Origin of the sequence: Streptomyces sp. WAC 01529 (genome assembly GCF_003945545.1) — a bacterium.
Taxonomy (GTDB): domain Bacteria; phylum Actinomycetota; class Actinomycetes; order Streptomycetales; family Streptomycetaceae; genus Streptomyces; species Streptomyces anatolicus.
The window spans coordinates 4,167,045-4,189,209 of sequence record NZ_CP029617.1 but is presented as its reverse complement, the minus strand read 5'-3'; the positions used below and the strand labels follow the sequence as shown (position 1 = coordinate 4,189,209).

The 22,165-nt window shown below is 70.0% G+C and carries 20 protein-coding genes and 2 tRNA genes; 12 read left to right on the top strand and 10 right to left on the bottom strand.

What is annotated here, in order from left to right; genetic code table 11:
- Positions 1-169: 169 nt before the first annotated feature.
- Positions 170-256: transfer RNA gene (locus DMA15_RS18905), tRNA-Leu, on the bottom strand.
- A 444-nt stretch (positions 257-700) separates the two neighbouring features.
- On the opposite strand from DMA15_RS18905, the gene DMA15_RS18900 reads away from it, so the two are divergent.
- The 6 genes from DMA15_RS18900 (at position 701) to pknB (ending at position 8,969) form a co-directional block, all read left to right on the top strand.
- Complete coding sequence (locus DMA15_RS18900; protein WP_125513981.1) at positions 701-1,618, top strand: DUF3662 and FHA domain-containing protein; 918 nt, start codon at positions 701-703, stop codon at positions 1,616-1,618.
- 10 nt (positions 1,619-1,628) lie between these two features.
- On the top strand, positions 1,629-2,147 hold the full coding sequence (locus DMA15_RS18895; RefSeq protein ID WP_125513980.1) for an FHA domain-containing protein: 519 nt from the start codon (positions 1,629-1,631) through the stop codon (positions 2,145-2,147).
- Positions 2,148-2,278: 131 nt separating this feature from the next.
- Positions 2,279-3,841 (top strand): Stp1/IreP family PP2C-type Ser/Thr phosphatase, encoded by a 1,563-nt coding sequence (locus DMA15_RS18890; protein ID WP_206302763.1) that lies wholly within the window; start codon positions 2,279-2,281, stop codon positions 3,839-3,841.
- Between the two features lie 26 nt (positions 3,842-3,867).
- Positions 3,868-5,274, top strand: coding sequence for an FtsW/RodA/SpoVE family cell cycle protein (locus tag DMA15_RS18885; protein ID WP_125513978.1), 1,407 nt, complete (start codon positions 3,868-3,870; stop codon positions 5,272-5,274).
- Positions 5,271-6,737: a penicillin-binding protein 2 gene (locus DMA15_RS18880; protein WP_125513977.1), complete on the top strand. Its 1,467-nt coding sequence runs from the start codon at positions 5,271-5,273 to the stop codon at positions 6,735-6,737. Before DMA15_RS18885 ends, DMA15_RS18880 begins: the two co-directional genes overlap by 4 nt.
- A 168-nt stretch (positions 6,738-6,905) precedes the next feature.
- Positions 6,906-8,969, top strand: coding sequence for a Stk1 family PASTA domain-containing Ser/Thr kinase (gene pknB / locus DMA15_RS18870; protein WP_125513976.1), 2,064 nt, complete (start codon positions 6,906-6,908; stop codon positions 8,967-8,969).
- A 105-nt stretch (positions 8,970-9,074) separates the two neighbouring features.
- On the opposite strand, the gene DMA15_RS18865 is transcribed toward pknB, so the two are convergent.
- From DMA15_RS18865 to DMA15_RS18840, 5 genes are all read right to left on the bottom strand, one after another.
- A complete protein-coding gene (locus DMA15_RS18865) occupies positions 9,075-9,812 on the bottom strand; it encodes a class E sortase (protein WP_125513975.1) in 738 nt (245 codons plus the stop codon).
- Between the two features lie 24 nt (positions 9,813-9,836).
- On the bottom strand, positions 9,837-10,988 hold the full coding sequence (locus DMA15_RS18860) for a class E sortase (RefSeq protein ID WP_240659851.1): 1,152 nt from the start codon (positions 10,986-10,988) through the stop codon (positions 9,837-9,839).
- Positions 10,985-11,644: an aminodeoxychorismate/anthranilate synthase component II gene (locus DMA15_RS18855; protein WP_125513973.1), complete on the bottom strand. Its 660-nt coding sequence runs from the start codon at positions 11,642-11,644 to the stop codon at positions 10,985-10,987. The genes DMA15_RS18860 and DMA15_RS18855 overlap by 4 nt, the downstream gene beginning before the upstream one ends.
- A gap of 212 nt (positions 11,645-11,856) precedes the next feature.
- Positions 11,857-12,552, bottom strand: coding sequence for a class E sortase (locus DMA15_RS18845; RefSeq protein WP_125517868.1), 696 nt, complete (start codon positions 12,550-12,552; stop codon positions 11,857-11,859).
- A 37-nt stretch (positions 12,553-12,589) separates the two neighbouring features.
- Positions 12,590-13,360 carry a DUF881 domain-containing protein gene (locus DMA15_RS18840; RefSeq protein ID WP_125513971.1) on the bottom strand — a complete coding sequence of 257 codons (771 nt, stop codon included), beginning with the start codon at positions 13,358-13,360 and terminating at the stop codon, positions 12,590-12,592.
- 142 nt (positions 13,361-13,502) lie between these two features.
- Between DMA15_RS18840 and crgA the strand changes: the two genes are divergently transcribed.
- Complete coding sequence (gene crgA / locus DMA15_RS18835) at positions 13,503-13,763, top strand: cell division protein CrgA (protein ID WP_125513970.1); 261 nt, start codon at positions 13,503-13,505, stop codon at positions 13,761-13,763.
- Between the two features lie 280 nt (positions 13,764-14,043).
- On the opposite strand, the gene DMA15_RS18830 is transcribed toward crgA, so the two are convergent.
- Positions 14,044-14,940, bottom strand: coding sequence for a rhomboid family intramembrane serine protease (locus DMA15_RS18830; protein WP_125513969.1), 897 nt, complete (start codon positions 14,938-14,940; stop codon positions 14,044-14,046).
- Between the two features lie 126 nt (positions 14,941-15,066).
- Entirely contained in the window at positions 15,067-15,600 is a 534-nt protein-coding gene (locus DMA15_RS18825) for a peptidylprolyl isomerase (protein WP_125513968.1), read from the bottom strand.
- Between the two features lie 254 nt (positions 15,601-15,854).
- Here DMA15_RS18825 and DMA15_RS18820 point away from each other — a divergent pair, with 254 nt between their 5' ends.
- The gene (locus tag DMA15_RS18820) at positions 15,855-16,556 is read left to right on the top strand and encodes a DUF5324 family protein (RefSeq protein ID WP_125517867.1); all 702 of its coding nucleotides are present in this window, start codon (positions 15,855-15,857) and stop codon (positions 16,554-16,556) included.
- Positions 16,557-16,704: 148 nt separating this feature from the next.
- Here the strand turns inward: DMA15_RS18820 and DMA15_RS18815 are convergent, their stop codons facing one another.
- The gene (locus DMA15_RS18815) at positions 16,705-17,160 is read right to left on the bottom strand and encodes a carboxymuconolactone decarboxylase family protein (protein ID WP_125513967.1); all 456 of its coding nucleotides are present in this window, start codon (positions 17,158-17,160) and stop codon (positions 16,705-16,707) included.
- Positions 17,161-17,346: 186 nt separating this feature from the next.
- Here DMA15_RS18815 and DMA15_RS18810 point away from each other — a divergent pair, with 186 nt between their 5' ends.
- The 3 genes from DMA15_RS18810 (at position 17,347) to DMA15_RS18805 (ending at position 21,186) form a co-directional block, all read left to right on the top strand.
- The gene (locus DMA15_RS18810; protein WP_125513966.1) at positions 17,347-19,758 is read left to right on the top strand and encodes an XRE family transcriptional regulator; all 2,412 of its coding nucleotides are present in this window, start codon (positions 17,347-17,349) and stop codon (positions 19,756-19,758) included.
- 98 nt (positions 19,759-19,856) lie between these two features.
- The gene (locus DMA15_RS36715) at positions 19,857-20,000 is read left to right on the top strand and encodes a hypothetical protein (RefSeq protein WP_164551786.1); all 144 of its coding nucleotides are present in this window, start codon (positions 19,857-19,859) and stop codon (positions 19,998-20,000) included.
- Positions 19,990-21,186: an MFS transporter gene (locus DMA15_RS18805; RefSeq protein WP_125513965.1), complete on the top strand. Its 1,197-nt coding sequence runs from the start codon at positions 19,990-19,992 to the stop codon at positions 21,184-21,186. The genes DMA15_RS36715 and DMA15_RS18805 overlap by 11 nt, the downstream gene beginning before the upstream one ends.
- 88 nt (positions 21,187-21,274) lie before the next feature.
- Here DMA15_RS18805 and DMA15_RS18800 read toward each other — a convergent pair.
- A tRNA-Ala gene (locus DMA15_RS18800) sits at positions 21,275-21,347 on the bottom strand.
- Between the two features lie 182 nt (positions 21,348-21,529).
- Here DMA15_RS18800 and DMA15_RS18795 point away from each other — a divergent pair.
- Positions 21,530-22,078: a DNA-binding protein gene (locus DMA15_RS18795; protein WP_125513964.1), complete on the top strand. Its 549-nt coding sequence runs from the start codon at positions 21,530-21,532 to the stop codon at positions 22,076-22,078.
- The last annotated feature ends 87 nt before the right edge of the window (positions 22,079-22,165 follow it).

Below are 22,165 nucleotides of genomic sequence, written 5' to 3'. Positions count from 1 at the left end.
CCGAACCTGGCATCGAAAGTACCCCCGCGCGCCAACTCCCGTCAGAGCCTGTGGATAACTTCGGTGACATACATCACCGCCCCGCCGAGGACGACGACAAAGCCGAGGACGACGACAAAAAGAAGCGGTCCTCCTCCGGACTTTCATCCGGAGGAGGACCGCTTCCTCATGGTGCGCGAGGGGGGAGTTGAACCCCCACGCCCTTTCGGGCACTGGAACCTGAATCCAGCGCGTCTGCCTATTCCGCCACCCGCGCATGGGTGTTGCCTTTGGGTCTCTCACTGTGTGGTGCGAGCGCCTGCCGACATCCAGAAGATTAGCACGCTGGCGAGGGTGGATTCACATCCGTATTCGGCGGGCACCTGCCAAGGGATCCGCCCCCCGAACGAGCCGGGCCGCGCCCGACGAGCCCGGCGAGCTCCGGGGCCAGGTGCGGGACACTGGCTTGGGGCCCCCTCTACGATCCCTGGTAAGAGGAGACTCGAGCAGCCGCCCCCAGCAGCTGCCCGGAAGGGTTTCCGGATCCGGAGATCAGGGCTTCCTCAGGGGTCCTGGGAGGATCCCTGGAGGCCGGGCGCGGGCATGCCTTGTGAGAGGCGACACTCGTCGACCGGGCAGACAGGGGGAACCAGCCGATTTCCCGGCGCGTGGATACGATCAGTAAGCAGTACCAGGATGACTACGACGGAGGAGGTGCCCCATGGGAGTCCTGAAGAAGTTCGAACAGCGACTTGAAGGTCTGGTCAACGGCACCTTCGCCAAGGTGTTCAAGTCCGAGGTCCAGCCCGTCGAGATCGCCGGCGCCCTCCAGCGGGAGTGCGACAACAACGCGACGATCTGGAACCGCGAGCGGACGGTCGTCCCCAATGACTTCATCGTGGAGCTCAGCGCGCCCGACTTCGAGCGCCTGAGTCCCTACTCCGGACAGCTCGGCGACGAGCTGTCCGGCATGGTGCGCGACTACGCCAAGCAGCAGCGCTACAGCTTCATGGGCCCCATCAAGGTCCACCTGGAGAAGGCCGAGGATCTCGACACCGGCCTGTATCGCGTACGCAGCCGCACCCTCGCCTCCAGCACCTCCCAGTCTCCTGAGCCGGGCCCCGCGGGCCCTGGCGCCGGTGGCCCCGGTGGCGGCCGCCCCAGCGGCCCCAGTGGTCCCGCGGCCCCCGGCCGCGGCGCGGGCGGCGGCTATGGCTATCCGCAGCCGCCCTCAGCGGCTCCCGGCGGGGCACCTCCCATGCCGGCGGCACCACCTCCCGGCGGGGCCCGCCCCGGCGGTCAGTCCCCGGCGGCCGCCAGACCCTCGGGTCCCGGCGCCGGATCGCTCCCGGGCGCCCAGGTGCGGCGCTGGATCGAGATCAACGGCAATCGCCATCAGATCTCCCGCCCGACGCTGGTGCTGGGACGCAGCACCGACGCCGATGTGCGGATCGACGACCCCGGCGTCTCGCGCCGGCACTGTGAGATCCGGACCGGAACGCCCTCGACGATCCAGGATCTCGGGTCTACCAACGGCATCGTGGTAGACGGGCAGCACACCACCCGCGCTACGCTCCGCGACGGCTCGCGGATCGTCGTGGGCCAAACCACCATCGTTTACCGGCAAGCCGAAGGGTGAAGCGGGGGCAATGTCAGAGCTGACCCTGACGGTCATGCGGCTAGGTTTCCTAGCCGTTCTGTGGCTGTTCGTGATCGTGGCCGTCCAGGTCATCCGCAGCGACCTGTTCGGAACGCGCGTCACACAGCGCGGTTCGCGCCGCGAGCGGCCCCAACAGGCCGCCCGACCGCAGCAGGCCGCAACACCACCGCCGCAGCGCCAGCAGCAGAGCGGCGGCGGCCGCCAGCGCCGCGGCGCTCCCAGCAAGCTGGTCGTCTCCGAGGGCATCCTCGCCGGGACGACGGTCGCGCTGCAGGGCCAGACCATCACGCTGGGCCGTGCGCACGATTCGACGATCGTGCTGGACGACGACTACGCCTCCAGCAGGCATGCCAGGATCTACCCGGACCGTGACGGCCAGTGGATCGTCGAGGATCTCGGGTCCACCAACGGCACGTATCTCGACCGGACCCGACTCACCACCCCGACGCCCATTCCGCTGGGCACGGCGATCCGCATCGGCAAGACCGTCATCGAGCTGCGGAAGTAGTGCTACGTCATGAAAGAGCGCGAGCGGAGCGAGCGAGCCGAAGCGGCTGTCCAGGCACTGGACGCCGGCGCGCTCCCGACCGGAGGGTGGGCACCGTGCGGATGTACCCGGAGCCGACGGGCGAGGTGCGCATGAGTCTCTCTCTGCGTTTCGCCGCCGGATCGCACAAAGGCATGATCCGGGAGGGGAACGAGGATTCCGGTTACGCCGGCCCCCGTCTCCTCGCCATCGCCGACGGCATGGGGGGCCAGGCCGCGGGTGAGGTGGCGAGTTCCGAGGTCATCTCGACCCTCGTCACGCTCGACGACGACGTCCCCGGCTCGGACATCCTGACGTCGCTCGGCACCGCCGTGCAGGGGGCCAACGACCAGCTGCGCCTGATGGTCGAGGAGGACCCCCAGCTCGAGGGCATGGGGACGACCCTGACCGCCCTCCTGTGGACGGGCCAGCGCCTCGGTCTCGTACACGTCGGCGACTCGCGCGCGTATCTCCTGCGGGACGGCGTCCTCACGCAGATCACGCAGGACCACACCTGGGTGCAGCGCCTCGTCGACGAGGGCCGCATCACCGAGGAAGAGGCCACCACCCACCCGCAGCGCTCCCTGCTGATGCGCGCGCTGGGCAGCGGTGACCACGTCGAGCCGGACCTCTCCATCCGCGAGGTCCGCGCCGGCGATCGCTACTTGATCTGCTCGGACGGCCTCTCCGGAGTCGTCTCGCACCAGACCATGGAGGACACCCTCGCCTCCTACCAGGGCCCGCAGGAGACCGTGCAGGAGCTGATCCAGCTCGCGCTGCGCGGCGGCGGCCCCGACAACATCACCGTGATCGTCGCCGACGTCCTGGACATCGACAGCGGCGACACCCTCGCCGGCCGGCTCTCCGACACCCCCGTGGTGGTCGGCGCGGTCGCCGAGAACCAGCTCCAGGCGCAGGACGACGGCGCCATGCAGACGCCCGCGGGCCGCGCCTCCGGCCTCGGCCGCCCGGTGCCGCCGCAGACGCCCCACGGCCAGGGCGGCGGCTTCGGCCCGCCCGGCAGCGGCGACACCACGGGGTACGTCCCCGAGGGCAGCTTCGGGGCGTACGACGACGAAGACTTCGTGAAGCCCGGCAGCAACCGCAAGTGGCTCAAGAGATCCCTCTACGCGGCGCTCGCGCTCGCGGTGATCGGCGGCGGCCTCTACGGCGGCTACCGCTGGACCCAGACCCAGTACTACGTGGGCACGAAGGACAAGCACATCGCGCTCTACCGCGGCATCGACCAGGACCTGGCCTGGGTCAGCCTGTCGAAGGTCGAGAAGGACCACCCCGAGATCGAACTCAAGTACCTGCCGCCGTACCAGCGCAAGCAGGTCGAGGCCACCATCGCCGAGGGCAACCTCGACGAGGCCCAGAGCAAGATCCAGGAGCTGGGCCTCCAGGCCTCGGCGTGCAAGAAGGACGCCGAGCGCCGCCAGGCCGAGCGGGAGAACAACGCACGGACCGGCGAGGGCGAGGCGGGCGGCGCGACCGGCGTGACCAAGGCCCCGGGCGACGACCCCACCACCAACCCGTCGTCGGACCCGACCGGCAAGAACGACAAGAACAGCACGACCGACAAGAACAAGTCCAAGACCGCACCGACTCCCACACCCGGCCCCAGCCTCTCCGAGGATGAGCAGAAGCTGGTCCCGCTGTGCGGTAAGCAGTAAGCAGCCGTTGGGGGCCTCTGCACGCCATGAGCAGTACTACACACACGTCGACGATCGGCGCGATCGGGGCGCCGAGCCGGCGCAACACCGAGCTCGCGCTGCTCGCGTTCGCGGTCGTCATCCCGCTGTTCGCCTATATGAACGTGGGCCTCGCGCTCACCGGCGAGCTGCCCACCGGCATGCTCGGGTACGGAATGGGGCTCGGCCTGCTCGCAGGCGTCGGCCACATCGTCGTACGCAAGTTCGCCGCGTATGCGGATCCATTGCTGTTGCCGCTGGCCACGCTGCTCAACGGCCTCGGCCTTGTGATCATCTGGCGGCTCGACCAGTCGGAGAAGCTCCAGCAGCGCAAGAACTTCGTCGAGGCCGCGCCGAACCAGCTGATGTACTCCGCGATCGGCGTCGCGCTCTTCGTCGGTGTGCTGCTCCTGCTCAAGGACCACCGCGTCCTGCAGCGCTACACGTACATCTCCATGGTCGGCGCCCTCGTCCTGCTGCTGCTGCCGCTCGTGCCGGGTCTCGGCATGAATGTCTTCGGCGCCAAGATCTGGATCCGGGTCGGCGGATTCTCCATCCAGCCCGGTGAGTTCGCGAAGATCGTCATCGCGATCTTCTTCGCCGGCTATCTGATGGTGAAGCGCGACGCCCTCGCCCTGGCCAGCCGCCGCTTCATGGGCCTGTACCTGCCGCGCGGCCGCGACCTCGGGCCGATCATCGTCGTCTGGGCGATGTCGATCCTGATCCTCGTCTTCGAGACCGACCTCGGTACGTCGCTGCTGTTCTTCGGCATGTTCGTCGTGATGCTCTACGTCGCCACCGAGCGCACCAGCTGGATCGTGTTCGGTCTGCTGATGTCCGCCGTCGGCGCGGTCAGCGTGGCCTCTTTCGAGCCCCACGTACAGCAGCGTGTGGACGCCTGGCTGAACCCGTTCTCCGATTCGGTCATCCAGAACAACAGTGACCAGATCGCCCAGTCGCTGATGGCGTTCGGTTCCGGCGGTGTCCTCGGCACCGGACTCGGCCAGGGCCACTCCGACCTCATCGGCTTCGCCGCCAACTCCGACTTCATCCTCGCCACCTTCGGCGAGGAGATGGGTCTGGCCGGCGTCATGGCGATCCTGTTGATCTACGGCCTGATCGTCGAGCGCGGTGTCCGCACGGCCCTCGCCGCCCGCGACCCGTTCGGCAAGCTCCTGGCGATCGGCCTCTCCGGAGCCTTCGCCATCCAGGTCTTCGTCGTCGCCGGCGGCGTCATGGGCCTGATCCCGCTGACCGGTATGACCATGCCCTTCCTGGCGTACGGCGGTTCGTCCGTCATCGCCAACTGGGCGCTGGTCGGCATCCTGCTCCGGATCAGCGACACCGCGCGCCGTCCCGCGCCGTCCCCCGCCCCGAACCCCGACGCCGAAATGACCCAGGTGGTCCGACCGTGAACAAGCCCCTGCGCCGGATCGCGATCTTCTGCGGGCTGCTCGTCCTCGCCCTGCTCGCCCGGGACAACTGGCTCCAGTACGTCCAGGCCGACACCCTGGCCAAGCACGAGAAGAACCGCCGCGTCACCATCGAGCGCTACTCCCAGCCGCGCGGCGACATCATCGTCGACGGCAAGCCCATCACCGGCTCGAAGGCCACCCCGGGCAGCGACCTGAAGTACAAGCGCACCTGGAAGAACGGGCCCATGTGGGCCCCCATCACCGGGTACTCCTCGCAGCGCATCGGCGCCACGCAGCTGGAGAGCATCGACGACGGCATCCTGACCGGCAACGACGACCGGCTCTTCTTCCGCCGCACCCTGGACATGCTGACCGGCGAGAAGAAGGAGGGCGGCAATGTCGTCACGACCCTCAACTCCGCCGCGCAGAAGGCCGCGTACGACGGCCTGAAGAGCAAGGGCAAGGGCGCCGTCGCCGCCATCGACCCGTCGACGGGCGCGATCCTGGCGCTGGCCTCCACCCCTTCGTACGACCCCGGCGACTTCGCGGGCAACACCAACGAAGAGGCCGAGAAGTTCCTCGAACTCGACAAGGACAAGGAGAACAGGCCGCTGGTCAACCGCGCCCTGCGCGAGACCTATCCGCCCGGCTCCACCTTCAAGGTGGTCACGGCGGCGGCCGCCCTTGAGCACGGCCTGTACGACGGCATCGACGAGAAGACCAAGTCGCCGCTGCCGTGGACCATGCCGAACACCACCACCCCGCTGAAGAACGAGGGGAACATCCCCTGCAAGAACGCCACGCTGCGTGAGGCGCTGCGGGTCTCCTGCAACACCGTTTTCGGCAAGATCGGCTCCGATCTCGGCAAGGACAAGATGCTGGAGACGGCGAAGGAGTTCGGGTTCAACGAACAGCAGTTCGTGCCGGTCCGCTCCAACGCCTCGCACTTCCCCGAGGAGATGGACAAGCCGCAGACCGCGCTCTCCTCCATCGGCCAGTTCGAGACCGCCGCGACCCCGCTCCAGATGGCCATGGTCGCCTCCGCGATCGCCAACGACGGCACGCTCATGGAGCCGTACATGGTCAGCGAGCTGCAGGCGCGGAACCTGGACGTCATCGAGAAGCACTCGCCCAAGGAGATGAGCGAGCCGCTGTCGAAGGAGAACGCCCAGAAGCTCCAGGAGATGATGGAGACGGTCGTCGAGGAAGGCACCGGAACCAACGCCCAGATCCCCGGCGTCACCGTCGGAGGCAAGACGGGCACGGCCCAGCACGGTGTGGCGAACAGCAAGAACCCCTACGCCTGGTTCATCTCGTACGCCAAGACGGACTCCGGGTCGCCGGTCGCCGTCGCCGTGGTCGTCGAGGACAGCGACGCCGACCGCGGTGACATCTCCGGTGGCGGGCTCGCCGCGCCCATCGCCAAGTCCGTGATGGAAGCGGTCATCAAGAGCAAGAAGTGACGCCCGTCACGGCCACTCGACATCGGTGCACGTTGCGGTACCGGTCCGGTATCGGCTGACGGTCACGTCCGGGTCACGCAAGTCGAGCCGGGTACCGTATGCCCGGACAGCACACCGCCGGACCACACAAAGGTGCGGTCGGGACCGACGGAGAGGGCTGGATTAGCTATGGAAGAGCCGCGTCGCCTCGGCGGCCGGTACGAGCTGGGCCAGGTGCTCGGCCGTGGTGGGATGGCGGAGGTCTACCTCGCGCACGACACCCGCCTCGGACGCACCGTGGCGGTGAAGACGCTGCGGGTCGACCTCGCCCGCGATCCGTCGTTCCAGGCCCGGTTCCGCCGTGAGGCCCAGTCTGCCGCCTCGCTCAACCACCCGGCGATCGTCGCGGTCTACGACACCGGCGAGGACTACGTCGACGGTGTCTCCATCCCGTACATCGTGATGGAGTACGTCGACGGCTCCACGCTGCGCGAGCTCCTCCACTCCGGCCGCAAGCTGCTGCCTGAGCGGGCCATGGAGATGACGATCGGCATCCTCCAGGCCCTGGAGTACTCCCACCGGAACGGCATCGTCCACCGCGACATCAAGCCCGCGAACGTCATGCTGACGCGCAACGGCCAGGTCAAGGTCATGGACTTCGGCATCGCCCGCGCCATGGGCGACTCCGGCATGACGATGACGCAGACCGCGGCGGTCATCGGCACGGCACAGTACCTCTCCCCGGAGCAGGCCAAGGGCGAGCAGGTCGACGCCCGCTCCGACCTGTACTCGACCGGCTGTCTGCTCTACGAGCTGCTCACCGTCCGGCCGCCGTTCGTCGGCGACTCCCCGGTCGCGGTCGCCTACCAGCACGTACGCGAGGAGCCGCAGGCCCCCAGCGTCTTCGACGGAGAGATCACTCCGGAGATGGACGCCATCGTCCTGAAGGCCCTCACCAAGGATCCGGACTACCGCTACCAGTCGGCCGACGAGATGCGCGCCGACATCGAGGCGTGCCTGGACGGCCAGCCCGTCGCGGCCACCGCCGCCATGGGCGCGGTGGGCTACGGCGGCCACCCGAACGACCAGCAGACGGCGATGCTGCGCCCGCAGAACGGCGGCGGCCAGACGTCCATGATGCCGCCGGTCGACGCCGACGGCGGGGGCTACGGCCACGACGAGGGCGGGCACGGGCGGCGCCAGAAGAAGAACAACACCTCGACGTGGCTGCTGATCCTGGCGGGCGTGCTGGTCCTGGTGGGGGCGATCCTCATCGGGAAGTACGCGTTCAGCGGGAACGGCACCGACGACTCGTTGAAGGCGCCGAACCTCATCGGCGAGACCGAGGCCGAGGCCAAGGAGTCGGCCACGAACGTCGGTCTCAAGTTCGCCGTCGGCGACCGCAAGGCGTGCGCGAAGTACCCCAAGGGCGAGGTCTGCGACCAGAGCCCCGGGGTGGACGCCGACGTCAAGAAGGGCGACACGGTCACGGTGACGGTGTCGACGGGCTCGCCGAAGATCCTCGTCCCGGACGTGCAGGGGCTGAGCTTCGAAGAGGCCAGGAGCCAGCTCAAGGCCAAGGGGTTCACCTCCATCGAGAGGGAGAACGAGGAGTCCGACCGGACTCCCGGCAAGGTCATCGACCAGGACCCGCCGGGCGACAGCAAGATCGAGAAGAGCGAGACCATCACGCTCACGGTCGCCAAGGAGAAGAAGCAGAGCGCGGTCCCCGACGTGACCGGCCAGTCCTACGAGGCGGCCGCGAAGCAGATCACGGACAGCGGCTTCACCCCCCAGCGGTCGGATGTCGCCAGTGACGAGGTCGACGAGGGCAAGGTCATCAAGACCACGCCGTCGGCCGGCACCCTCGCCGACCCCGGCTCCACCGTCACCGTCCAGGTCGCGAAGGCGCCCGAGGAGACCACCGTCCCGACGGTGGTCGGCCAGAAGCTGAAGGACGCCCGCAAGGCCATCGAGGACGCCGGCCTGTCGGTCGGCACCATCACGGGCCCGCAGGACGACGACGCCTTCGTGGTCCAGTCCTCGCCGGACGCGGGCCAGAAGGCGGAGCCCGGCACGGCGGTCAACCTGACCACCGCGGGCGGTGGCGGTGGCGGCGGCGACAACGGCGGAAACGGCAACGGCGGCGGCAACGGCAACGGCGGAATCGGCGGCGGAGACGACGGCGGCGGCTTCATCGGCGGCCTCTCGCAGCGCGACTCCCGCCAGGGCTGGGACCCCTACGAGGACTGACCCGTCAGCCGCCTGATCCGTCGGACTGATCCGTCAGCCGCGTATGACAGAGCCCCGGTACCCGAGCGGTACCGGGGCTCTGTCGTGCACCGACTGGTCAGACGCTCACTTCAGCTCCGCCGGGGGCGTCCTGTCGTGGTCGACCTTCTCGATCCGCTCCAGCTCGCCCCACACGACATAGCGGTAGTTGGAGGTGAAGACCGGCGTGCAGGTCGTCAGCGTGATGTAGCGGCCGGCCTTCTTCACGCCCGACTCCCTGGGGATCGGGTCGAGGACCTTCACGTTGTACTTCGAGGTCGACGGCAGGGTCGCGTACACCTTGTAGATGTACCACTTGTCCCGCGACTCGTAGACGATCGCGTCGCCCTTCTTGATCTTGTCGATCTTGTGGAACCTCGCGCCGTGCCCGTCGCGGTGCGCGGCCAGCGCGAAGTTGCCCTTCTCGTCCTCGGGCATGGCGGACCTGACCGGCTTCTTGTAGTAACCGGCGACGCCGTCGTTGAGGAGCTTGCTGTCGGTGCCCGGCTTGACCAGGATCTCACCGCCGCCCATCGCGGGGACGTGCAGGAAGCCGATGCCGCCCCTGGTGTCGACGCTGCCCGGGCCGCCCGCCCAGCGGTCGCGCATCCTGTCGCTCTGCTTGTGCGCCTCGCGGTCGGCGACGACGTTCGTCCACCACAGGGAGTAGACGACGAAGAGGCCGAGGACGAGGCCCGCGGTGATCAGGAGTTCGCCGAAGACGCTGACCGCCGTGGCGAGGGGGCCGCGGCCCCGGCGTCGTGGTGCGGGCGCCGGAGCGGGCGCCTCAGCCTGCTTCTCGTCGTCTTCGGTCGTGGCTGCCACTGGTTCTGCCCCGTTCTCACACTTCTAGTTGACGAGCGCGCTCGGCTTGCCCTTGCTGCGCGGCCGTTCCTCGGCCATCTTGCCCCAGACGATCATTCGGTACTTGCTCGTGAATTCCGGGGTACAGGTGGTCAGTGTGATGTAGCGCCCGGGTTTCGTGAAGCCGCTGCCCCGCGGGACCGGGTCGAGCACGCGGGTGTTGCCGGGGTCCGTCTGCGGCAGGATGCTCGCCATCTTGTAGACGAAGTACTTGTCCCGCGTCTCCACGACGATGGGGTCGCCCGGCTCCAGGCGGTTGATGTACCGGAAGGGTTCGCCGTGGGTGTTGCGGTGGCCCGCCACCGCGAAGTTGCCCTTCTCGGCGTCGGGCATCGCGGTCTTGGTGGCGCCTTCGTTGTAGTGGCCGGCCATCCCGCGGTCGAGGACCTGCTGCTTGTCGATGCCCTCGGCGACCGGCACGACGACGTCCAGCTTGGGGATGTGCAGCAGCGCGAAGCCCTGGCCCGGCTCGAACGCGCCCGGCTTGCCCTTGCCGCTCGCCCAGTCCTCCTGGAGGTCGTGGGCGGCGCCGTCGGCCTGCTGCTGGGCCCGGATGTTCGTCCACCACAGCTGGTAGGTGACGAACAGCAGCATCAGCACGCCCACGGTGATGAAGACCTCGCCGAGCCCCCGGCTGATCACCGCGCCGGGCGAGGGCCTGCGGGCACGCTCCGCGCGGCGGGCCTCGACGCGGGAGAGGGGAGCGGCGCCCGGCCGGGGAGCGGCGACGGGTGTGCCGCCCTTCTTGGCCGCCTTGCGACGGGCGGCCCTGCCCCCGGTGGCGACCGCGCCCTCGGTGGCGGCCGTGCTCCCGGTGGCGGCCGTGCCTTCGGCGGGGCGGCCGGGCTCCGGCTCGATGGCGCGGCGGGTGTCCGCGGTGCGCAGGCCGACCGTCTCGTCGTCGGCTATCGGCTCGGGGGCGTAGGCGCCGTAGAGCTGCTCGTACGTGGGTTCAGGGGGGCCCTGCGCCGGTTCCGGGGCCGCGTACCAGTCGCCGGAGTACGGCTGTGGCTGCGGCTGCGGCTGCGGCTGCGGCTCTGGTTCCACCGACGCGCTGCGGAACCACGGGGAGGGATGCTGCCCCGGCAGCGGATCCGCACCCGCGCCCGGCTCCCCCGCGTCCGACGCGGCCGTCACGCCGTGGCCCTGCCCACCACCGGGGCGAGCCCACTCGATCGGCCGATGGCCCCGCTGTCGCCGCACTCCGCAAGCCAGTTGGCGAGCATGAGGTGGCCGTGCTCGGTCAGTACGGACTCCGGGTGGAACTGCACGCCCTCGACCGGCAGTTCGCGGTGGCGCAGCCCCATGATGATGCCGTCCTCCGTGCGCGCCGTGACCTCAAGATCCGCAGGGACCGTGGCCGGCTCGGCGGCCAGCGAGTGGTAGCGGGTCGCGGTGAACGGCGACGGCAGCCCCGCGAAGACGCCCTTGCCCTCGTGGCGTACGAGCGAGGTCTTGCCGTGCAGCAGCTCCGGGGCGCGGTCGACCACACCGCCGTACGCCACCGCCATCGACTGCATGCCGAGACAGACGCCGAAGACGGGCACGCCGGTCGCCGCGCAGTGCCGCACCATCTCGACGCAGACGCCCGCCTGCTCGGGGGTGCCGGGGCCCGGTGAGAGCAGGACGCCGTCGAAGCCGTCCTGCGCGTGCCGCAGCTCGACCTCGTCGTTGCGCAGCACCTCGCACTCGGCGCCCAGCTGGTACAGGTACTGGACGAGGTTGAAGACGAAGCTGTCGTAGTTGTCCACGACCAGGACGCGGGTGCGGCGGTCGCCGCCGGGGGTGCTCACTGGCCGTCCACGGTGACGTCGTTGAAGGGCAGCAGCGGCTCGGCCCAGGGGAAGACGTACTGGAACAGCAGATAGACCACCGCGAAGACGAGCACCAGGGAAATCAGTGCCCTCACCCATGCGTTTCCCGGCAGATGCCGCCAGATCCAGCCGTACATGCCGTCCCTTCCGTCGCGTACGGCAACAGGCCTCTCTCGCCGTACGGCAACAGACTAACGGCGCAGTGCCTCCGGTTTCCCGGCGTCCACGGGCTGGGTGGCATCCAGATGCGCCCAGACGACCAGCCGGTGGCTGCGGCCCCACTCCGGTTCGCAGGTCGTGAGGGTGAGGTATCGGCCAGGCCCGTCGAAGCCGGACCGGCGCGGGACGGGATCGATGACGCCGATATCGCCGGGAACGGTCTTGTGCGGTTTCCTGGCGACGCGGTACGTGAACCAGGTGGTGCCGTCGGTGAGCACGACGGGGTCGTTCGGCCGCAGTCTCGGGAAGTCCTTGAAGGGGTCGCCGTAGGTGCGGCGGTGCCCGGCCACGGCGAAGTTGCCCGGCTGTCCCAGCCGCGCGGTGGAGGCGTAGTGGCCGAGGCCCTTCTTCAGCACGTCGGTGCCGGTGCCCTGGAGCACGGGCTTGTTCCACGTGAAACCGAACCGCGGGATGTACATCACGGCGAAGGGCTCGCCGTCCTTGTAGGGGCCGGGCTTCTTCGGGGCGGCCTCGACGGCGTCCCCGCCGCCGTCCGCCCCCGTGGGTGCCGAGTCCTGTGCCCACCGGTCCTGGAGCCGGTCGATCTGGTCGTCCATGGCACTGTCGGCCTTCACACCGGTCCAGAACAGGACGTAGACCACGAAGAGGACGATCAGCGCGCCGACGGTGACGCACAGTTCGCTGAAGGTCCTGACGAGCGCACGCACGGACACAGGGCGGCCCCTCCCCGAGGCTGGCTCCGCCTCACTCCACGGGCTTCGCGTAGTGGAGATCCACTGTGCCCGAGTAGCCGGGAAGAGTCACCGCCCCGTCCTCGTCCACTTTCCAGCCGAGGCCGTACGCGTTGACGTACAGCATGTAGTTCTGGATCTCGGGGGACGCGGCGAGGGCGTTCTTGAGCTTGTCGGGGTCACCCACGGCGGTCACCTTGTAGGGCGGGGAGTAGACGCGGCCCTGGAGGATCAGGGTGTTGCCGACGCAGCGCACGGCGCTCGTGGAGATCAGCCGCTGGTCCATGACCTTGATGCCCTTGGCGCCGCCCTGCCACAGGGCGTTGACCACGGCCTGGAGGTCCTGCTGGTGGATGACCAGGTCGTTCGGCTGGGGCTCGGGGTAGCCGGGGAGCTTGGCGGTGGCGTCGGGCGGGGCGTCCGCGAGGGTGACCGTGACGGCCTCGCCGGTCAGCTCCTTGGTGCCGGCGTTCTCCTCCAGGGCCTTGAGCCGGGCGTCGTCGGCCTTGGTGCCGCCGTTGTCGCGCTGGGCGAGCGATTCGACGTCGTCGCGCAGGGAGCCGTTGGACTCGTCGAGCGCGCCGTTCTTGTGGCTGCGCTCCTGAATCAGGTCGGAGAGTTTCAGCAGTGATGCGTCCGTACGGATGTTGGTGCCCTTGGCCGTGTTGAAACTGGTGAAGAAAATCAGGCCGGCGAGCGCGAAAACGGCGCCCGTAAGCACCCGAACCGGACGCCATCGGATGCGACGACCGGCACCTTTGGGGGAGTCGGCAGAATTGCTCAACGTACCCTTATCTCCTTCAGCGCCGCGGAAGCACTACGCTAACGGACGCCCGGGGGAGGCCTCAGCTCCCCGTGGTGTCCCGCCCGGCGCCAGCCCACAGTTACCTGCGCGGCCACGCAGCGCATCGACAGGAGAGACCCTCGTGCCGAAGTCACGTATCCGCAAGAAGGCAGCAGACGATTACACGCCGCCGCCCTCCAAGAAGGCGACGGCCATCAAGCTGACCAACCGCAGCTGGGTGGCTCCCGTGATGCTGGCGCTGTTCCTCATCGGACTCGCCTGGATCGTCGTTTTCTACGTCACGGACGGCAATCTGCCGATCGACCCGCTCGGCAACTGGAACATCGTGGTCGGCTTCGGCTTCATCGCGGCGGGATTCGGCGTCTCCACGCAGTGGAAGTAGTCCGCTCCGCCCAGGGGAAGTAGTCACCTCCACAGAGCGCAGGTAGACCCCTCCGCGCAAGCCTTGCCCTGAGTTATCCACAGCGCTATCCACACGAGTGGAAAAGGTCTGAAGATCTGTGGATAACTCTCCGCCGGTTGACGCCGGTGTGACTGGACCACCGGTTCGCCGACGCCGCTCGCCCCTTGTCCTTCCTGGGGAAACCCAGGTCAGCGACGAGGGGCACGGTTGTTCCCCACCGCATGCACAGGGTCGAACACACGCTGTGGACAACGGGGGCTCAGGTCAGCTGGCCGGTCCTCACGAGCACCATCACCACGGCCGCGACGAGCACCAGCGCACAGCTCCCGTACTGGATGAGGCTCCGCCGCTCGCGGGGCGCGTGCACCATGGCGTACCCGACGATGACGCCGCCCACGAGACCGCCGACGTGCGCCTGCCACGCGATGCTGGGCCAGAACGCGGTGATGAGCAGGTTGATCGCCAGCAGGGCGAGCACCGGCCGCATGTCGTACTTCAGGCGCCGCATCAGGATCGCGGTCGCGCCGAACAGACCGAAGATGGCGCCGGAGGCTCCGAGCGAGGGCTGGTTCGGCTCGGCGAGCAGATACGTCAGCGCGCTGCCCGCGAGGCCCGATGCCATATAGAGGGCGAGGTAGCGGGCCCGGCCGAGCGCCGCTTCGAGCGGGCCGCCGATCCACCACAGGCTCAGCATGTTGAAGGCGATGTGCATGACGCCGCCGTGCAGGAACATCGCTGTGACCAGGCGGTACCACTGGCCCTCGGCGACCCCCTCGACCGAGCCGAATTCCGGGACGAAGGCCAGCCCGAGCATGTCGTACCGGTCGGTGAAGCGGTCCCCGACCGCCATCTGCACCAGGAACAGGGCGAGGTTCAGCCCCACAAGGACCTTGGTGATCAGACGCGGATCGGCGGTGACCGTGCCGCCCGCGACCGTGCGCGGCTGGTTGGCCGCCGGGTCGTGACCGGTCCCCGAGCCGCCACGCACACACTCCGGGCACTGGAAGCCGACCGAGGCGCTGATCATGCACTCGGGGCAGATGGGCCGTTCACAGCGCGTGCAGGTGATGCCGGTCTCACGGTCCGGGTGGCGGTAGCAGACGGGCAGGCCCGATGCCCCTCGCGGCTCCTGCGGGCTGCCTGGCACCTGCTCCATGGGGTCCCCTCAATCTCCGTACGAAGGCACTGTGACGGCACGACACGGCAACGCGCCGCCCCGCCCTTCCTTTACGGATGGGCGGGGCGGTTCGGTTCCCTCGCGCTACGCGCGGGTACGCGCTGATCAGGCGTCGCGGGTCTCGATGACCACGGACTCGATGACCACATCGCTCACCGGGCGGTCGGTGCGCGGGTTGGTCTGGGTCGTCGCGATGGCGTCCACGACCTTCTGGCTGGCCGGGTCGTCGACCTCACCGAAGATGGTGTGCTTGCCCGTCAGCCACGCGGTCGGCGACACAGTCACGAAGAACTGCGAGCCGTTCGTGCCCGGGCCGGCGTTGGCCATCGCCAGCAGGTAGGGCTTGTTGAAGGAGAGGTCCGGGTGGAACTCGTCCCCGAACTCGTAACCCGGGCCACCGGTGCCGTTGCCCAGCGGGTCGCCGCCCTGGATCATGAAGCCCTGGATCACGCGGTGGAAGACCGTGCCGTCGTACAGGCGGTCCGTGGTCTTCTGTCCGGTCGCGGGGTGGACCCACTCGCGCTCGCCCTGAGCGAGCTCGACAAAGTTCTTGACCGTCTTGGGCGCGTGGTTCGGCAGGAGCCGGACCACGATGTCGCCCTGGTTGGTCTTCAGGGTGGCGTAAAGCTGCTCAGCCACGATCTGCCTTCCGTTGTCTTCTGTGACACCCCGATCCTCGCACGGACCGGATTGCGACGAGTAGCCACCGAGTGGGCGCGCGCCGGGGGGATCCGTGGCATTGTCGGCGAAGAGCGCCTATCGCACCGTTCAGCCGGAGTCGGCGCCCTTGACCCGGATGCCCACCCTCTCGTGCCTGAGTGCCATTCAGAAGGCATGATCTTTCAAAGGGTGGAAAGGTGACATACGTATACGCCACCGAGGAGGAGGATCACGTGACCCGCATCGACAGCGTGCGCGCCGCGACCGGCTCGGCCAAGGACAGCGTGCGGCACGCCGCGGACGCGGTGGCGCCATACGCCGACACGGCCAAGGACCGAGCCGCGCATTACGCCCAGGAGGCGCGTGCACGGCTGGCACCCAAGGTGTCACAGGCGGCCGAACAGGCCCGTGTCCAGTACGGCGCCCATGTCGCCCCCCGCGTCGAGCAGGCGCGTACGCATGTGCCGCCGAAGGTCGACCACGCGGCGCACGAGGCGGCCATCCGCACCCGCAAGGCCGCCCGCCAGGCCGCCGACTACTCAAAGCCCCGCATCGAGTCCGCGGTGGCCGCCGCCCAGCCCGTCCGCGAGGAGGCCGCTGCCCGCAGCACCGCCGCCCTCGCCGCGCTCCGCGGCCAGGTCTCCGTGAAGGAGGTCCAGCGCCTGATCCGCAAGCACGAGCGCCGGGCCAGGAACGGCCGCATCGCCAAGAGGCTCGCCGTCGTCGGCATCCTCGCCGGTGGTGCCTTCGCCGCCTGGAAGTGGTGGGACAAGCAGGCCAACCCCGACTGGCTCGTCGAGCCGCCCGCGGCCACCGAGGTCCCGGACACCACGCCGCTGACCTCGGTCGACGGCAGTGACCAGGCGGCCCTCGACCCCGAGGTCCAGGCCAAGCAGGCCGAGGCGGAGGCGGCGGACCGGGACAAGCGGAGCTGACGCACGCCACGCAGCGTTGAGGGGCGGGAGGCCAGTGGCCTCCCGCCCCTCGATGTTTCACGTGAAACAGCGCCCGCGCTCTTCCTGTCTCGGCCCGCCGCCCCCTCAGAGCGTGCCCCTCTGCTGGGTCGTCCCGGGCCGGTGTCCGTCAGCCCCAGGCGCCGGCGATCTGGCGGGTCGTGGCGTTGAGCCGGTTGAACAGGTTGGTGACGCCGATCATCAGGACGAGCGCGGCCAGCTGCTTCTCGTCGAAGTAGGTGGCGGCCGTGTCCCAGACCTCGTCGTTCACCGGGTCGGGACGGTCGGCGAGCCGCGTCGCGGCCTCGGCAAGGGCGAGAGCCGCCCGCTCCTCCTCGGTGAAGTACGGGGCCTCGCGCCAGGCGACGACCGCGGCGAGCCGCTCGTCGCTCACTCCGGCCTTACGGGCGGTCTTGGCACCGCCGTCGACGCAGGAGCTGCAACCGTTGATCTGGCTGACCCGCAGGTGCACCAGCTCCAGCGTCTGACCGTCGACGCCCCCTGCCTGCGCGGCCTTGAGGAGCTGCTGGATGGGCTGCATCGCGTCGGAAAGGACGACGGCGGGGTTCTTCATACGGGACTGCATCTGGGGTTTCTCCTCGTTCTCTCGGGGTGTGACTCCATGACAGCCGCCCCCGCCGGGCAGGACCACGGCGCTGGGACACCGTGGGACAGCTGAACAGGCCTTGACCAGCGGCGACTTGGGTCGGGAGACTTCGGCCGGGGCGGGACGGGGACGCAGGGCACGGGGAGCCGACGAGGCGGGGGAACGATGGACGCGTACGAGCACACGGCGAAGGGCGACCCCCAGAGCGAGCTGGCCGCCCGGCTGCGCCTGCTCCAGGAGCTTTCCGGCCTCGGCGTACGGGCCCTCGCCAGGGACACCGGCCTCAGCTCCTCCTCACTGTCGCGCTACCTCAACGGGCAGACCGTCCCGCCCTGGCCCGCGGTGGTCGCCCTCTGCCGCCTCGTCAAACGCGACCCCCGCCCGCTGCGCCCCCTGTGGGAACGGACCTCGACCCCCTTGCCCGCGCCCCCGAAGAGCACCCGCCAGATGCGGCCGGTGCCCCGCAACGACCTGCCGCGTGACGTGCCGGACTTCACCGGGCGCGAGGAGCGGCTCGCCGCCGTGTTCGCCGCGCTCGACAGCCACCGGGCGGTCTCCGTCGACGGCATGGCGGGCGTCGGCAAGACCGCGCTGGCGGTGCACGCCGCGCACCGGCTCGCCGCCGACTTCCCGGACGCCCAGCTCTATGTGGACCTGCACGGCTTCACCGAAGGCCGGCCGCCGCTCGACCCCGACTCAGCGCTGCGGATGCTGCTCTCCGCGCTCGACGTCCCCTCCGAGCGGGTCCCGCAGGAGGGCATCGAACAGCTGGCGGCCTGCTGGCGGTCGGAGCTTGCCCGGCGCCGGGTCGTCGTGGTCCTCGACAACGCCGCCGACGCCGAACAGGTCCGCCCGCTGCTGCCCGGCGCGGGCCCCTCGGTCGCCCTGATCACCAGCCGCAACCGGCTCCTGGAGCTGGACGAGGTGCCCCCGGTCTCACTCGACGTGCTGAGTCCCCGGGAGAGCGCGGAGCTGCTGGCCCGCGCCAGCGGTGACACCGGCGGCGCCGACGGCAGGCTGGCCCGCGACCCGGAGTCCGCCGCCGAGGTGCTGCGCCTGTGCGGACACCTGCCGCTCGCCCTGCGGCTGGCGGCGGCACGGCTGCGGCACCGGCCGGGCTGGACCGTGGGCATCCTCGTCGAACGGCTGGCGGAGGGCGCGGACGAGTTCGACACGGCGTTCGCCATGTCGGTCCGGCAGCTGAACCGGACGCAGGCGCGCCTGTTCCGTCTCCTTGGCCTGCTGCCCGGGGCGACCTTCGACGAGTACGTGGTCGCGGCGCTGGCCGATGTGCCGCTGCGCAGCGCCCGCACGATGCTGGAGGACCTGCTCGACGCACACCTGGTCCAGCAGCCCGCGGTGGACCAGTACCGGCTGCACGACCTGGTGCACCAGCACGCGCGCCGGGCCGCGGCGGAGCAGGATCCGGCGGCGGAGCGGGAGCGGGCGCTGGGCCGGGTGCTCGACTACTACGTGCACGCGGCGGCCGCAGCCGACGCCGCGATGCCGTTCCTGTCGTCCGGCCGGCCACCCGCCGCGGGCCGCCCGCCGGCCGAGCTGCCGCGGTTCGCCGACCGGAACGCGGCCTTCGCCTGGCTGGTCGCGGAGTACGGAAACCTGCTGGCCGCCTTCGAGACGGCGGCCGCCATCGGGGCCGACGCGCACGTCTGCGAGCTGCCTCGCTTCCTGCGCGCGTACTTCGCCCGACGCTGCGGCACGACCCACCTCAACGTCCTCTTCGAGCGCTCCCTCGCCGCCGCCGAACGCCTGGGCGATCCGCTCCAACTGGCGGAGGCCCACAGCGACCTGGGCTTCGCGCGCTACAACGCGGGCCGGGTGGCGGAGGCCGCCGCCGCGTACGAGGCGGCCGGGCTCCAGTTGTCCCGGGCGGGCGACACACGGGCAGGCGATACACAGGCGGGCGACACCCGTGCCGAAGCCGAACTGGCCCTGCGCCGCGGCTATCTGAGCTGGGACGCGGGACACGTGGAGGAACCGCTCGCGCTCTTCCGGCTCGCGGGGGAGCTGTACGAGAAGTCCGGCAGCCCGACGGGCGCGGCCCACGCGGCCGCGTCGGAGGCCTGGGCGATGCTGCAACTGGGCCACGGCGAGGAGGCCGCGCGACGGGCCCGCGCGGTGCTCGACACCCCCCACACCGACCCGGCGTGGCCACCCGCCCTGACGGCGCGCCTCACCCTCGGCGTGGCCCTCGCCCCCGACGCCCCCGACGAGGCGGCGGAACACCTGTGCCGCGCCCTGGAGCTGGCCCGCGAGGACGGGCACCTGCACAACCAGGCCTGGTGCCTCAACTGCCGGGGCGTCGCGCTGCGTCGGATGGGCCGGTACGAGGAGGCACTGGCCAGCCACCGGGAGGCCTTCGCCCTGCTCGACGAGGTGTTCGAGGAACACTGGAAGATCCACTTCCTCTACGGCTACGCCGAGACCTGCCGCCTCGCGGGCCTGCCCGAAGAGGCCCTGCGCCTGCACCGCCAGACCCTGGAACTGGCCCCGCGCCTGGGCAACCAGTACGCCGAGGCGCTGGCCCACGAGGCCATCGCGACGATCCTCGCGGAGTGACCGGAACGTCCCGGACGGCACCGAGCGCCTCTTTTGTGTGACAACACCCCGATACGACCCTCCCGGGTGCGGGTACGGATATGGGTATGGGTGAGCGCATGACCACGCAGAACGCGCTGGACGTACTGCACGCCTGGCTGGTCGAGGACCTGCCCGATGGCCGCGTACTCAAAGGCCACCAGGCCTGGCTGGACGGCCTGGTCGAGGCAGCCTCCGGCGGACCGGAGCGGTATGGACGGTGATCTTCGAGGCTGGCGCCCGTGCCTGCTCGGCGGGGCGGTGTTCGCCGTATGCATGGCCGGCACGACGCTGCCGACTCCCCTCTACGGCCTCTACCAGGAGAAGTTCGGCTTCTCCGAACTCACGGTCACCGTCGTGTACGCCGTCTACGCGGTCGGCGTCATCGGAGTCCTGCTCCTTGCGGGCAACGCCTCGGACGCCGTGGGCAGGCGCCCGGTCCTGCTGTGGGGCCTGGGGGCCGCGACGGCGAGCGCCGTCTGCTTCCTCTTCGCCACCACGCTGGGCTGGCTGTACGTGGGCCGACTGCTGTCCGGGCTGTCCGCCGGCCTGTTCACCGGGGCCGCCACCGCGTACGTCATGGAACTGGCACCGCAGGGCGGGACCTCGCGGGCCACCTTCCTCGCGACCGCCGCCAACATGGGCGGGCTCGGGTGCGGGCCGCTGCTCGCCGGGGTGCTCGCGCAGTACGCCGACGGGCCGCTGTACCTGCCGTTCGCCGTCCATCTCGCCCTCGTGGCGTGCTCGGCCGCCGTTCTGCTGCGGCTCCCGGAGACCGTGCGGGAGCGGCGGCCGCTCAGTACCGTCCGGCCGCAGCGGCCCGGGCTGCCCCCGCGGGTGCGGACGGTCTTCGGCCCGGCGGCGGCCGCGACCTTCGTGGGGTTCGCCCTGTTCGGCGTCTTCACGTCGGTCAGCCCGTCCTTCCTCGCCCACTCCTTGGACGTGCGCAACCACGCGGTGAGCGGGCTGATCGTCGCGCTGGCCTTCTTCGCCTCGACCGCCGGCCAACTGGCCGTCGGGCGGTTCGGCTTGGGCCGTTCACTGCCGCTGGGCTGCGCCGCGCTCCTCGGCGGTCTCGCCCTGCTGGCGGGCGCGCTGTGGTGGGATCTGCTGCCGCTGGTGGTGCTGAGCGCGCTCGTCGGCGGCGTCGGGCACGGGCTGGCGTTCCGCGGCTCGCTCGCCGCGGTGGCCGCGGCGTCCGAGGCGAACCAGCGGGCGGCGGTGATCTCGGCACTGTTCGTGGTGGCCTACGCGGGCATCTCGGTGCCGGTGATCGGCGTCGGACTCCTGGCGGGGCCGATGGGCCTGGAGGGCGCCGGGCTTGTGTTCATCGCCTGCATGACGCTTCTGGTGTCGACCGCGGGCGTCTACCTGCTCCGGCGCCGACCGGGGCCGGTGCTGAAGCCATGAACGCCCGGTACTGAAGCCATGCACGCGCAGAGCCCCCCTGACCCGCGTTTCCGCAGGTCAGGGGGGCTCTTGGGCTGTGAAGCCGATGTGGAGCCTAGGGGAGTCGAACCCCTGACATCTGCCATGCAAAGACAGCGCTCTACCAACTGAGCTAAGGCCCCGAGAACGATGCGCCGGACCGGAGGAATCACCTCCCGGCGCGCGTCGCAGACCAGAGTACCGGGTCTCCCCCCGGATCCCGCAAAAGGATTGGGGGTCCCGGTCGACGACCACGCTCCGTAAGATGCACGACGTGGTTCGCGGCAGCGAACCACGGTCTTAGGGGAAGCGATGGGGAGACGCAATGGACGCCGCACAGCAGGACACCACCGCGAGAGCACGAGAGCTCCAGCGGAACTGGTACGGGGAGCCGCTGGGGGCGCTCTTCCGTCGCCTCATCGATGACCTGGGCCTGAACCAGGCGCGCCTCGCCGGAGTCCTCGGTCTCTCCGCGCCCATGCTGTCCCAGCTGATGAGCGGTCAGCGCGCCAAGATCGGCAACCCCGCGGTGGTCCAGCGCGTCCAGCTCCTCCAGGAACTGGCGGGCCAGGTCGCGGACGGCAGCGTCAGCGCCGCCGAGGCGACCGACCGCATGGACGAGATCAAGAAGTCCCAGGGCGGCTCCGTCCTCACCAACACCTCGCAGACGGCGACCACTTCGGGCGCGCCCACGGTCAAGCGCGTGGTGCGCGAGATCCAGTCGCTGCTGCGCTCCGTCGCGGCCGCCGGCGACATCATCGACGCCGCCGACTCCCTCGCCCCCACCCATCCGGAGCTGGCAGAGTTCCTCCGGGTGTACGGCGCCGGGCGCACCGCGGACGCGGTCGCCCACTACGAGGCGCACCAGAGCTGATCCCGGGCTGATCCGGGCTGGTCCGGGGGCTGATCCGGGCTGATCTGGAGCTGATCCGTCGACCGGGCCGCCACGCGGCCCGGAAGG

Bases quoted from the DNA above. Each gene is read 5' to 3' on its own strand.
- DMA15_RS18805 (WP_125513965.1), top strand. From the start codon at position 19,990: ATGGACGGTGATCTTCGAGGCTGGCGCCCGTGCCTGCTCGGCGGGGCG.
- DMA15_RS18795 (WP_125513964.1), top strand. From the start codon at position 21,530: ATGGACGCCGCACAGCAGGACACCACCGCGAGAGCACGAGAGCTCCAG.
- DMA15_RS18890 (WP_206302763.1), top strand. From the start codon at position 2,279: ATGAGTCTCTCTCTGCGTTTCGCCGCCGGATCGCACAAAGGCATGATC.
- DMA15_RS18830 (WP_125513969.1), bottom strand. From the start codon at position 14,940: ATGGAGCAGGTGCCAGGCAGCCCGCAGGAGCCGCGAGGGGCATCGGGC.
- DMA15_RS18815 (WP_125513967.1), bottom strand. From the start codon at position 17,160: ATGCAGTCCCGTATGAAGAACCCCGCCGTCGTCCTTTCCGACGCGATG.
- DMA15_RS18885 (WP_125513978.1), top strand. From the start codon at position 3,868: ATGAGCAGTACTACACACACGTCGACGATCGGCGCGATCGGGGCGCCG.
- DMA15_RS18810 (WP_125513966.1), top strand. From the start codon at position 17,347: ATGGACGCGTACGAGCACACGGCGAAGGGCGACCCCCAGAGCGAGCTG.
- DMA15_RS18900 (WP_125513981.1), top strand. From the start codon at position 701: ATGGGAGTCCTGAAGAAGTTCGAACAGCGACTTGAAGGTCTGGTCAAC.
- DMA15_RS18895 (WP_125513980.1), top strand. From the start codon at position 1,629: ATGTCAGAGCTGACCCTGACGGTCATGCGGCTAGGTTTCCTAGCCGTT.
- DMA15_RS36715 (WP_164551786.1), top strand. From the start codon at position 19,857: ATGACCACGCAGAACGCGCTGGACGTACTGCACGCCTGGCTGGTCGAG.
- pknB (WP_125513976.1), top strand. From the start codon at position 6,906: ATGGAAGAGCCGCGTCGCCTCGGCGGCCGGTACGAGCTGGGCCAGGTG.